This window comes from Microbacterium sp. H37-C3, from assembly GCF_027157935.1.
GTDB classification, from domain to species: domain Bacteria; phylum Actinomycetota; class Actinomycetes; order Actinomycetales; family Microbacteriaceae; genus Microbacterium; species Microbacterium plantarum.
Map to the genome: position 1 here is coordinate 318,095 of NZ_JAPVLR010000001.1, position 12,160 is coordinate 330,254.

Sequence of the window (12,160 nt, forward strand, 5' to 3'; positions counted from 1 at the left end):
CGTCGATGACGTCGAATGCTCAATGCGGCGGCCGGTGGTTGCGCGAAATCCCCCGCGCCCGGCCCGCCCCGGGAGAGCACCGTGATCACAGCAGACCCTGTCGCGCCCGCGCGACGCCCCTGGCACAGATGGGTGGCCTCCAGCGCCGCCGTCGCGATCGTGGCGGGAGGTGTGGGGTGGGCCGCGATGCCCGCGAGTGCCGCGGTCGGCGCTGACGCGCCCGTCGTGATCAACGAGATCTACGGCGGCGGTGGAAACAGCGGCGCACCCCTGAACCGCGACTTCATCGAGCTTCGCAACACCTCGGATGCCGCTGTCTCGCTCGACGGCTGGAGCGTCCAGTACGCGTCGAGCACGGGAGCCAACTGGCAGGTGACTGCTCTCGCGGGTGCCACCATCGAACCCGGCGGGCACCTGCTGATCGGCCAGGCCATCGGCGGTAACGCCGCGCTGCCCGGCTTCACGGCCGACATCGAGGGCTCCATCCCGATGAGCGGCACGCAGGGCAAGGTCGCGCTCGTGAACTCGACGGCCGCGCTCAGCGGTGGATCGGGCCTCGCGCAGAACGACGCTGTCGTCGACTACGTCGGGTGGCGCAACGCGACCGACTTCGCCGGTTCTGGCGCGGCACCGGCGACGACCAACGCGACGAGCATCGCCCGGGACGACCAGGGCGCGAACACCGCCGACAACGGGGCCGACTTCACGGCCGGTGCACCGACGCCCCAGGGCGCAGCCGGGACGATCCCCGAGCAGCCGGGTGAGCCGGAGCAGCCGGGTGAGCCGGAGCAGCCCGGCGACCCCACGACGGTGACGATCGCCGAGATCCAGGGCACGGGCAGCCGTTCGCCGCTCGACGGCCAGACGGTGACGACCGAAGGCATCGTGACCGCCCACTACCCCACCGGCGGGTTCGACGGCTACGTCATTCAGACCGGTGGCACGGGCGGGGCGATCGACTTCCAGACGCACACGGCGTCGGATGCCGTATTCGTCTACTCGCCGCAGGGCGTCGGCGAGGTCTCGCTCGGAGACACCGTGCGCGTCACCGGTGTCGTCGGCGACTACTTCGGCCTGACGCAGGTGAACGTGCCCGCCGGCGCGGCGTCCCGGATCGATCCGGCCGCGCCCGTGGAGCCGGCGACGGTGGGCTGGCTCACGGATCCTGCGCAGCGCGAGGCGCTCCAGTCGATGGTGATCGCTCCGCAGGGAGACTTCGTCGTGGCGGACAACTACGACCTCAACAAGTTCGGCGAACTCGTGCTGGCCACCGGCACGGAGCCGTTCCGGCAGCCGACCGACGTGGGCCGGCCGGGCTCGCCCGAGGCGGCCGCGGCCGTCAGCGATCGGGATGCGCGTCGCGTCGTATTGGACGACGGCTCGCGGACGAACCTCGGCACCGCGAAGCTCACGCCGCCGTACGTCTCGACCACCGATCCGGTCCGCGTCGGGGCGAGCGTCACGTTCGATGAGCCCGTCGTCCTCGACTACCGCAACAACACGTGGAAGTTCAACCCGATCCGTCACATCGTCGGGGACGGCACCCGTGACGACGGCATCACCGTGGAGAACACCCGCACGGCAGCACCCGCCGCGGTCGGCGGGGACGTCTCCGTCGCCTCGTTCAACGTCCTCAACTACTTCACGACGCTCGGCGTCGAAGACATCCGCTGCGAGAGCTACACCGACCGCGAGGGCAACGGCACGAACGTCAGCGGCGGCTGCACGCAGCGCGGTGCCTGGGATTCCGCATCGTTCGTGCGCCAGCAGGCCAAGATCGTCTCGGCCATCACGGCACTCGATGCGTCCGTGGTGGGTCTCATGGAGATCGAGGACTCGGCGCGCCTCGGCGATGAACCCGACGCCGCTGTCGCTGCGCTGGTGCGGGCTCTCAACGCTGCCGCGGGGTCGGAGCGCTGGGCATACGTCCCGTCGTCCTCGGAGCTGCCCGCAGCCTCGACCCGCGACGCGATCTCCAACGCGATCGTCTACCAGCCGGCGGAGGTCACTCCGATCGGTGCCGCCCGTGCCCTTGGCGACCAGTCCGGCAACGGCCAGGCGTTCCAGAACGCCCGCGAGCCGATCGGGCAGAGCTTCGCTCCGGCCGGGGGCGGCGAGGAGTTCTTCTTCGTCGTCAACCACTTCAAGTCGAAGGGGTCGGGCGATTCCGCCACGGACGGAGACGTCGACGCGAACGACGGCCAGGGAGCGTGGAACGCCTCTCGCGTGCGGCAGGCGGAGGCGCTCGACGCCTGGGTCGAGCAGGCGCGCGGCGATGTCGACGCCGTGGTTCTCGCCGGTGACTTCAACTCGTACTCACGAGAGGACCCGCTCGAGGTCCTGTACGAGGCGGGCTACGTCGATGCCGGCATCGCCTACGACCTGGCCCAGCCGACCTACCAGTACAGGGAGCTCGCCGGCTCACTCGACCACATCCTCATGAACGAGGCCGCGTTCGAGCGCTCCACCGGTGCCGACATCTGGAACATCAACGCCGCCGAGTCGATCTTCTTGGAGTACAGCCGGTACAACTACTTCCCGGTGGACTTCCACGATGACGGCCCCTACCGTTCCTCCGACCACGACCCGGTCAAGGTCGGCCTCTCGGCGGAGGCAACGGCCCCGGTCGAGCCCATTGATCTGACGCTGCTCGGGGTCAACGACTTCCACGGCCGCATCACCGGCGTCACGCCCGCCAAGCCCGCCGAGGGCAAGGTGGAGGCCCAGCCCGAGGTTCCGGGGACCGTCGGGTTCGCCGGAACCATCGAGGAGCTGCGCGCCGCTGCACCCGACGCTGTGCTGCTGTCGGCCGGTGACAACATCGGGGCGTCTCTGCCGGCGTCGTCACTCGTTCAGGACGAGCCGACGCTCGACGTGCTGAACGCCCTTGATCTGCGGGCGAGCGCGGTGGGCAACCACGAGTTCGACCGCGGCTTCGCCGACCTGCGCGACCGCGTCATCCCGCGTGCGGACTTCTCGCACCTCGGGGCGAACGTCTACGCCGCCGGCACGACCGATCCCCAGTTCGACGAGTACGAGCTCATCGAGTCTCAGGGCCTCACGATCGGCGTCATCGGCGTCGTGACGGAGGAGACCGCGTCGCTGGTGAGCGGCGCGGGCATCGCCGGTCTCGAGTTCGGCGACCCCGTCGAAGCGGTCAACCGCGTCGCAGCCGACCTCACCGACGGCTCCGGCGACCAGGCCGACGTCATCGTCGCGCTCTACCACGAGGGTGCGGCCGACAGCGCCTCGGACGCGAGCCTCGACGAGGCCGTCGCCGACAGCGCGGTCTTCGCCCGCATCGTCACCGAGACCTCCCCCGAGGTCGACGCCATCTACACCGGTCACACGCACAAGCTGTACGCGTGGTCGGCGCCGATCCCGGGAACGGACCGGACGCGACCGATCGTCCAGACCGGCTCGTACGGCGAGTTCGTCGGCAAGGTCGTCCTTTCGGTCGATCCCACGAGCGGTGAGGTCGTCTCGCACTCACAGGAGAACGTCGGCCAGACCACGACGCCCGCCGCCGACCTGATCGCGACCTACCCGCGCGTCGCCGAGGTCGACGAGATCGTCCGGCAGGCGCTCGCGAACTTCGCCGAGATCGGCAACACGCCGGTCGCGACGATCTCCGCCGACATCACGAGCGCCTACTCGGGCGGCTCGTATGTCGACGGCGCCTATGCCGGCGGCAAGCGCGACGACCGGGCGTCGGAGTCCTCGCTCGGAAACCTCGTCGCGGAGTCGATCCGCTCCAACCTGGCGAACTTGCCGAACGGCGCGCAGATCGGCGTGACGAACTCCGGCGGCCTTCGGGCCGACCTGTTCGACACGCAGGCCGAGTTCGGGGCCAACGCGGTCGCGGGCGTGCCGGACGGCACGATCACCTGGGGTCAGGCGTACGCCGTGCTGCCGTTCAATAACACGATGGCCCTCGTGACCCTCACGGGCGCCGACTTCGTGCGCGTCCTCGAGCAGCAGTGGCAGCGCGATAAGGACGGCAACGTGCCGTCGCGTCCGTACCTGCAGCTGGGCCTGTCCGACAATGTGACCTACACGTTCGACGACACCCGCCCGGAGGGCAGCCGGATCACCTCGGTCACGGTCGACGGGCAGCCGCTCGACCTCGACGCCGAGTACCGCATCGGCACGCTCTCGTTCCTCGCATCCGGGTCGGGAGACAACTTCCGCGCCTTCGCCGCGGGCACCGACTACGTCGATACCGGCTTCCTCGACCACGAGGCCTGGATCGAGTACCTCGGCGCGCAGCAGCCCGTCGCGCCGTCGTTCACGAAGCACGCCGTCCGGGTCCAGGGGGTGCCCGAGACCGCAGCTGCGGGCTCGACGCTCCAGCTCACCGTGTCGAACCTCGACATGACGAGCCTCGGAGCGCCCCCGAACGGTTCGGTGGATGTGTCCCTCGGCGGCCTGGTCATCGCGTCCGCACCGGTCGCCGGCGGAAGCGCGGTCGTGTCCGTGCCGCTTCAGACTGGCCTCCCTGACGGCGCCGCGGAGCTCGTCCTGACGACGGATGCCACGGAGACGACGGTCACCATCCCCGTTCGGATCGGCGAGCCGAGCACCGAGCCGGGTACCGACCCGGGCACGGCGGCGTGGGCGCAGGTCGAGCTCTCCACCACCCGCGTCGAGCAGGGCGGGTTCATCGATGTGCGGGTCTCGGGCCTCGAGCCCGGCCAGCAGATCGGTGCGACCCTCTTCAGCGAGCCGATCGAGGTACGTGGCATCCCGGCCGCTGACGGCTCCGGCGTCACGTCATTCCGGGTGGCTATTCCCGCAGACTTCGCGGTGGGAGCCCACACGCTGCGGATCTCGACGGCCGGCGAGGAGCCGCTGGAGTTCGCGATCACCGTCGTGCGCTCGGGGCAGCTCGCGGTGACCGGCGCGGAGACGCCGCTCGGCGTTCTGCTCGCGGGAGCGATGCTCCTCGTCGCGGGCGGCGTCATCGCGGTGACGCGGCGACGAGGTGCCGTCTCGGAGCGATGATTTCGCGGGCACGCTGATGCGACGTGAGGGCGGCCGGGATCACCGGTCGCCCTCACTCGTTCATGTGCTCGCCGAGCTGCTCCCCCGCGCAGGGTTCGGGTCCGTAGGGTGGAAGCATGACCGCGCAGGTGGTGCTCGTGCACGGGATCCGGACCTCGGCCACGATGTGGCGCGCTCAGGTGGCCCACCTCCGGGATCGCGGCATCCCCGTCACGGCGCTCGACCTGCCCGGCCACGGCACTCGCATGGCCGAGACCTTCACCCTCGATGGTGCGTTCACGACGATCGACGATGCGGTTCGGGATGCCGCTGAGCGCGGCCCCGTGTTGCTGGTGGGCCACTCGATGGGCGGGCTGCTGAGCACCGCTTACGTCGGCCGCGAGGAACGCCCGCCGGTGTCGGCGTTCATCGCCGCGTCCTGCACCGCGATCCCCCGTGGCTTCGGCCTCGCGGTGTACCGAGCGCTCGCCCTCGGGTTCGACCGCTTGCCCGGCCGTGGCCAGCGGATCACCGACTGGGTCCTCGACCGCACGCTTCCCGTCGAGACCCGGCCGGACTTCGGCGCCGGCGGATACGCCTACGACGCGCAGGACGTTGCGCTCGCGAGCCTGTCGGTGCTCGACCTGCTCGCCGCGATCCGACGGATCGATGTGCCGACCTGGTTCGTGAACGGTCAGTACGACCAGCTGCGCGTCAATGAACGGCTGTTCGCGAAGCTCGCGCCCGAGGCGGAGTTGATCGTCGTCCCCCGCACCAGCCACCTCGTCACGGCCATGCGTCCGCGCGTGTTCAACACGGTCATGGATCTCGCCCTCGCGACCCTCGCGAATACCGGCTCTCGCGACACGACCTGATAGACTCTGACGTCGGCTTGCCGTGTGGGTTCCTCCCTCACACGACCGCCGTGCGGCATCCCTCTACTGTCGCCCGGCACATCCACCGAAAACTCCGAACGAAAGATACGTCGAACGTGGCGAACATCAAGTCGCAGATCAAGCGCAACAAGACCAACGAGAAGGCGCGCGAGCGCAACAAGGCCGTCAAGAGCGCGCTGAAGACCGAGGTGCGTCGCACCCGCGAGGCCATCGCCGCCGGCGACAAGGCCGCTGCCGAGAAGGCGCTGGCCAAGGCCACGAAGAAGCTCGACAAGGCCGTGAGCAAGGGCGTCATCCACGAGAACCAGGCTGCGAACCGCAAGTCGGCTATCGCGAAGCAGGTCGCCGCTCTCTGAGCCGCCGCTGTCGAAGGCCCGTCCCCGTGTGGGGCGGGCCTTTCGCTTTGCCGCTGCGGTCAGGACCCGTAGGGTGACCGCGTCGCGATGACGGTGACGAGCCGCTCGACCGCGAAGACGGGGTCGCGCGAGGCGCCCTTCACCTCGGCATCCGCGCGGGCGGCCGCCTGGATCGCGGTCGCGAGGGCGGATTCCGTCCAGCCGACGAGGTCGCGCTTGGCTCGGTCGACCTGCCAGTCCTTCATGCCGAGCCGGGCAGCGAGCGCGGCAGACGGCTCGCGCGTGCCGACGACGCGGGCCATGGTGCGCAGCTTCGAGGCGATCGCGGCGACGAGCGGCACAGGGTCGGCCCCGCTGGCCAGAGCGTGCCGCAGCGTGATGAGCGCCTCGCCGTAGCGGCCGGCGATCGCGGTATCCGCGACGGCGAAGGCGGTCGTCTCGACCCGGCCCCCGTAATATCGCTCGACGACCTGGTCGCCGATGTCACCGGGCACGTCCGAGATGAGCTGCTGACAGGCGGCCGCGAGCTCGGTCAGGTCGTCGGCGAAAGCGGAGACGAGGCTGCGCAGCGCCGACGGAGCGATCCGCTTGCCCGCGGCTTTGAACTCGCCCGCCGCGAAGTCGAAACGGTCGGAGTCGCGTTTGATCGCAGGAACCGAGATCTCGACACCGCCCCCGATGCCGGAACGGATGGCTTCGAGCAGCTTCTTGCCGCGGACGCTCGCACCCGTGTGCCGCAGGACGATCGTGGCGCCCTCCTGCGGGTTCTCGAGATACGCGAGGGCCTCTGTGAGGAAGGCATCGGAGCACTTCTCGACGCCCGCCACTCGCACCAGCCGAGGTTCACCGAAGAGCGAGGGCGACGCCATCCCGAGAAGGGTGCCTGCGGCGTAGTCGTCGGCGCGGATGTCGGAGACCTCGAGGCTCGGGTCCTCGGCCTTCAGATAGTCGCGGAGTCCGGCGATGGCGCGCTCGGCGCACACCTCCTCGGGGCCTGCGACGAGCACGATGGGCGCCGGTTCCGGCGCGCGCCACGACAGCTGCCGAATGGCCGACTTCGCGGCACCGCGGGCGGCAGGACGTCGGGGACTCGGCGGCATGCCCCCAGCCTAATCGCGACCACCGACCCCGATTGGTGGTCGCTACAGGCGGACGACGAGCTTTCGGGCGGAGACGCCCGCGTGAAGCAGATTCAGCGCGTCTTGAATGCTCTCCAGGCCTTCCCCGACGATTTCGGCCTCGGGGGTGCAGACATGCCGCCCCTCGGCGAGAGCCCCGGGCAAGTACTGCTCCCACAGCATGGGTCCGACGTTGTTGGTCATGAGGGCGCTCCCCCACACGAACCTGGCCGCGATGCCGTGGCGGCGAGCCCGAGCCTGCGTCGCGAGCTGGGACAGCCCGATCTTCGTCATCGTCCGCAGGAACGCGATGCTCGGGCCACCGCGGCGGGGAAGCGTCGTGAAGGCGACCGGCGGGCTGAGCAGAGCGACGCGACGGGCACCGGCCGCGGCGGCGATCCTCACCGCGGCATCGCCTGAGCCCGCTCCGATCGCGACCACTCCGGCGAGCGAGCGGCCTTCGACGCCCGACGCGACGGCGGCGACGGCTGCGGGGTCGCGGTAGTCGATGACGAGCTCCGCGCCGAGCTCGCGCATCCGGGACTCGTTATGCGGTGAGGCGGTGGTGATGACGCGATAGCCCGCCGCGACCGCCAGCTGGATCGCGTTGCTCCCCACGCTCGTCGAGCCGCCCCACACGACCACGGTCTCCCCCGTCGGTGCTGCGTCAGCGGTCGGGGTGCGGAGTGCGAGCTGATCGTCCTGGAAGAGTGCCGTGGCCGCCGTCGAGACGGCGAGCGGCAGCACCGCGGCCTGCTCGTACGGAAGACCGTCGGGCAACGGGGTCGCGAGGTCTTCTCGCACGACGACGTAGAGCTGGAACGCGCCTTCCGCCTCATGGCGTCGGCCGCGCTCCATCCCGACGGCGTACGCGGCAACGCGGTCGCCCACCGCGAAGCGCGTCACCCCCGGTCCGACGGCGGCGACCTCGCCGGCGATATCCTCCCCGAGCACCGCGGGATAGCCCAGCCAGCGGTACATCAGGTCGCCTGTCCATTGCTTGACGTCATCGAGGGGGTTCACCGCGACCGCACGGCTGCGGACGAGGATCTCCCCCGGGCCAGGCTCATGCATCGCAGCGGGCCCGACGACGAGATCGGCGCGCGCGGACGGGAGCCAAGCGGCGGCATTCGATGACATGGGTGGGCTCCGTTTCCGAGGACGATGACACGATCTGTCATCACTGCGTCGTGCCCATGATGTCACATGATGCCATCAGGTAGGCTCGCCCCATGCCACGTTGGGCTCCCGATGCCGCACTGCGCCTGGAACAAGCAGCCGTCGAGCTGTTCCGGTCGCAGGGGTATGCGGCCACCACGGTGCCGCAGATTGCCGAGCGGGCGGGTCTGACGACGCGGACGTTCTTCCGTCACTTCCCCGACAAGCGCGACGTGCTCTTCCTGCGAGAGCGCGAGTTTCCGGATGTCGTCGCCGACCTGCTCGCCGCCGCGCCCGACGGGCTCAACCCGATGGCACTGGCCATGCATGGATTGCTCGCCGTCACGCCTGAGCTGGAGGCCTGGCGCGACGGGATCCGCGAGCGCCGATCGATCATCGCCACCGACCCACATCTCATCGAGCGCGAGCGATCGAAGTCAGCGGTGCTCGCGCAAGCGATCCGCGACGGGCTCCGGCGACGCGGCGCCGATCACATCGACGCTCTGCTCCTCTCCCAGACAGTCGTGGGGCTCTTCGACACCGCGCTCGAGCTGTGGACCGCTGAGGATTCCGACGCGACACTGGCCTCGATCATCACCGACTCCTATGCGCGGCTGGCCGAATACGTCTCCCACCCGGAGCAACCGGCTCACGGCCCGGAGAACGCGGACTGAACCTCGGGTTCATCCCGACGCCGTGAGGCGCTGGCGCCACACCCGGATGCCGTCATCCGTCATGGTGAGCGCTGCCGCCCCGGTCTCGTCGGTGCGGACGATCTCGTGCCCGAGCGAGCGCAGGAGGGCGAGGGTTTCTTCGCGGGGATGGCCGTAGGAGTTGTCCCCCACCCCGATCAGCGCAACGCGCGCGCCGAGTCGGCGGTACAGCGACGCGGCTTGGTCGGCGCTGCCGTGGTGCGACACCTTCACGACGTCGTATGTCGACCGCAGCGCGGCCCCGAGGGCCAGCTGGGGCGTCTCCGAGAGATCGCCGAGGAGCAGCACGGCGGGAATCCCGCCTCCGCGGACATCGATCACCACGCTCGAATCGTTGCCGGGCGCGAACCCGCTCGCGCGACTGCGCGGCCACAGGACCTCCCACTCGGCGGCGCCCAGCACCCCCGCCAGTCCGGCGGAAGCTGTGCGAACCTCTGCCCCGGCTGCGGCGAGCCGCGCGAGCAGCTGCTCCTCCTGCGGCTCCGCGACCGGACCGTGAAGAACCGCACCGACGCGCCCCATGACCGCATCGCTGCCGCCGACATGGTCGAGGTCGAAGTGGGTGAGTACGAGGAGATCGATACGGCTGACCTCGAACCGGTCCAGGCACGCCGCGAGGGCCTCGGGATCAGGACCGGTGTCGACGAGCGCGACGGCGTCATTCGAGCGCACGAGGACCGCGTCGCCCTGGTCCACGTCACACAGCGCGATCGCCCAGTCCTCGGGTGTTCGCGCCCGGTCGAGAGGCCCCGTTACGAGGCCCGCGCCGACCGCCCCGCCCACTGCGAGGGCGACGAGCCCCGTCGAAACGCGATGAACCCGGCGAGGGGTGCCGGGCAGCATAGCGAGCAGCAGCGCGGTGCAGAGGACCGTCGCCAGCATGACGCCTGGCGCATCCGGGATCCAGGCGATCGAGTTACCCGGGACGGCGTCGACCGCCTCCGCTGTGGCGGCGATCCAGGCACAGGGCACCCACGCGACTGCGGCGAGACCGCTCGCCAACAGCGGCACCCCGGCGCTCAGGCATGCCGCGAGGCCGGCGATGGTCGCCAGCGGTGCCGCGGGCGCGGTCAGCGCATTGGCGAGCACGGCGTACACGGGCAGTCGCGGATCGATCATCACCAGGATCGGGGTGCACGCGAGCTGGGCAGCGGCGGGTACGGCGATAGCGAGCGCGAGCGGGCGCGGCATGAGGCGCCGAAGCGAGTCGCTCACAGGTCCGGCGAACAGGATCAGCGCGGCGGTCGCCGCCGACGACAGGGCGAACCCGATGCTGCCGGAGAGCCAGGGGTCGGCGATCAGACACGCGACAATTGCCAGGCACAGAACGGATGTTCCCGCACCCGCGCGCCCGAGCAGCGCTGCGAGCATCGCGATCGCGGCCATGGCAGCCGCGCGCACGACGCTCGGCTCGGGTGAGACGAGGATCACGAAGCCCGAGAGCGCCGCGAGCCCGATCGTGACGCGCCACGGGCGGCGCAGCCCCAGCATCCCGGCGCCGACGAACGCTATGCCGACGACGAGCGCGCAGTTCGCCCCGGAGACCGCGGTCAGATGCGAGAGCGAAGCGGTCTTCATCTGCGCATCGAGCTCGACAGTGACCGCGGATGTGTCGCCGACTGCGAGCCCTGCGACCAGGCCTGCGCCCGGCTGCGGCAGCGAAGCGGCCTGCGCGAGCAGCGCTGTGCGGAGGCTTGAAGCCAGGGCGAGGGGACCCCGCGGCCGGGATACCACCTCCGGCGGGCCGGCCGCCGTGATGACGAGGACCGCCCGCTCCCCCGGCCGGGCGGGGGCGGCGGAGCCGGTGAGCGAGACGGTGGCACCGAGGTCGAGCCCGACGGGACGCTCGGTCGTACGGACGACGACAGGCACCCGGGTCGCGGTGACGTCGCCGCCGACCCGCACACGGGTGGCGACAGCGTCGAAACGCCAGCCGGTCGCAGAGCTCAGGATCTTTCCCGTGACCTCGGCCTCGATCGTCACCACCCGCCCGCCGGAGAGGGGCAATGCGAGGACCCGATCGCGGTCCGGCGCGCTCATCGCGATGTGTGAGACGGCCGCGGCGGCGAAGGCGAGAGTGACGGCGAAGATCGTGATCGGCGTACGTCGCGGGCGTGCGCCGTCGCGGGATCTGCGAAGGGAGATCGCCAAGGCCATCAGCAATGCCGTCGCGACCGTCCAGAGGACCGCCGCCACGATGACCGCGACCTCGGGATGGTGCGTCACCACGAGCGCGACGACCCAGACACCGATCGCGACGGGGAGCAAGCGGAGGTCGCGACGGCGGATGCGGGCGCTCACACGCGGACCCGATCCCGCAGTGCCTCCAGCATCTTCTCGCCGATCCCGGACACCGCCAGCAGGTCTTCGACGCTCGTGAAGCGTCCGTTCTCCTCGCGCCAGGCGATGATCCGCTCGGCCAGCGCAGGACCGACGCGCGGGAGGGTGTCGAGCGCAGCGGCATCCGCGGTGTTCAGATCGACGAGGCCGTCCGTACCCGCCCCGCCGGGCGCTCCACCTCCTGCCGATTCGGGCGGCGCTTGACCGGGCTCGGGGACGAAGAGCTGCTCGCCGTCGGTGACGGTGCGCGCGAGGTTCACTCCAGCCGGATCGGCCGTGTCGCTGAACCCGCCGGCCGCGGCCACAGCGTCGACCACGCGCGCGTCGGCGTCCAGGCGATACAGGCCGGGACTCACGACGGCGCCGTGGACGTGGACGTACACAGCGGCGCCGGTGTCGCTGTCAGGCCTCGCCGTCGGCGTCACGACGGGGGTCACCACCGCCACCGGCGCCGCGAGCGATCGGATCATGCCGATCGCGACGGTGACCGCCGCTGCGGCAAGAACGAGGACGACCAGTGCCCCAATTCCCAGGCGGCGCCGGGCCGGAGCGGAGTCGGGAGCAGTCACGCCGTCAGGCTAGGCGGGACGCTCCCG

General features: G+C 70.6%; 8 protein-coding genes. 4 read left to right on the forward strand and 4 right to left on the reverse strand.

Annotated features, from left to right (window positions below; all coding sequences use genetic code 11):
* Nucleotides 1-81 precede the first annotated feature (81 nt).
* The 3 genes from O1W71_RS01425 to rpsT all read left to right on the forward strand — a co-directional run bounded on the left by O1W71_RS01425 (nt 82) and on the right by rpsT (nt 6,235).
* Nucleotides 82-5,004 carry an ExeM/NucH family extracellular endonuclease gene (locus tag O1W71_RS01425; RefSeq protein ID WP_269266222.1) on the forward strand — a complete coding sequence of 1,641 codons (4,923 nt, stop codon included), beginning with the start codon at nt 82-84 and terminating at the stop codon, nt 5,002-5,004.
* 116 nt (nt 5,005-5,120) lie between these two features.
* Entirely contained in the window at nt 5,121-5,858 is a 738-nt protein-coding gene (locus tag O1W71_RS01430) for an alpha/beta fold hydrolase (protein ID WP_269266223.1), read from the forward strand.
* Between the two features lie 116 nt (nt 5,859-5,974).
* Nucleotides 5,975-6,235, forward strand: coding sequence for a 30S ribosomal protein S20 (rpsT, locus tag O1W71_RS01435; RefSeq protein ID WP_112614742.1), 261 nt, complete (start codon nt 5,975-5,977; stop codon nt 6,233-6,235).
* A gap of 59 nt (nt 6,236-6,294) precedes the next feature.
* Here the strand turns inward: rpsT and holA are convergent, their stop codons facing one another.
* Nucleotides 6,295-7,335, reverse strand: coding sequence for a DNA polymerase III subunit delta (gene holA, locus O1W71_RS01440; RefSeq protein ID WP_071918103.1), 1,041 nt, complete (start codon nt 7,333-7,335; stop codon nt 6,295-6,297).
* Between the two features lie 42 nt (nt 7,336-7,377).
* Entirely contained in the window at nt 7,378-8,493 is a 1,116-nt protein-coding gene (locus tag O1W71_RS01445; protein ID WP_269266224.1) for a zinc-binding alcohol dehydrogenase family protein, read from the reverse strand.
* 92 nt (nt 8,494-8,585) lie between these two features.
* Here O1W71_RS01445 and O1W71_RS01450 point away from each other — a divergent pair, with 92 nt between their 5' ends.
* Nucleotides 8,586-9,185 (forward strand): TetR/AcrR family transcriptional regulator, encoded by a 600-nt coding sequence (locus O1W71_RS01450; protein ID WP_269266225.1) that lies wholly within the window; start codon nt 8,586-8,588, stop codon nt 9,183-9,185.
* Between the two features lie 9 nt (nt 9,186-9,194).
* On the opposite strand, the gene O1W71_RS01455 is transcribed toward O1W71_RS01450, so the two are convergent.
* Together O1W71_RS01455 and O1W71_RS01460 are read right to left on the reverse strand one after the other, a co-directional pair.
* Nucleotides 9,195-11,525, reverse strand: coding sequence for a ComEC/Rec2 family competence protein (locus tag O1W71_RS01455; protein WP_269266226.1), 2,331 nt, complete (start codon nt 11,523-11,525; stop codon nt 9,195-9,197).
* Complete coding sequence (locus O1W71_RS01460) at nt 11,522-12,133, reverse strand: ComEA family DNA-binding protein (protein WP_269266227.1); 612 nt, start codon at nt 12,131-12,133, stop codon at nt 11,522-11,524. The genes O1W71_RS01455 and O1W71_RS01460 overlap by 4 nt, the downstream gene beginning before the upstream one ends.
* Nucleotides 12,134-12,160 lie beyond the last annotated feature (27 nt).

Bases quoted from the DNA above. Each gene is read 5' to 3' on its own strand.
- O1W71_RS01430 (WP_269266223.1), top strand. From the start codon at position 5,121: ATGACCGCGCAGGTGGTGCTCGTGCACGGGATCCGGACCTCGGCCACG.
- holA (WP_071918103.1), bottom strand. From the start codon at position 7,335: ATGCCGCCGAGTCCCCGACGTCCTGCCGCCCGCGGTGCCGCGAAGTCG.
- O1W71_RS01450 (WP_269266225.1), top strand. From the start codon at position 8,586: ATGCCACGTTGGGCTCCCGATGCCGCACTGCGCCTGGAACAAGCAGCC.
- O1W71_RS01445 (WP_269266224.1), bottom strand. From the start codon at position 8,493: ATGTCATCGAATGCCGCCGCTTGGCTCCCGTCCGCGCGCGCCGATCTC.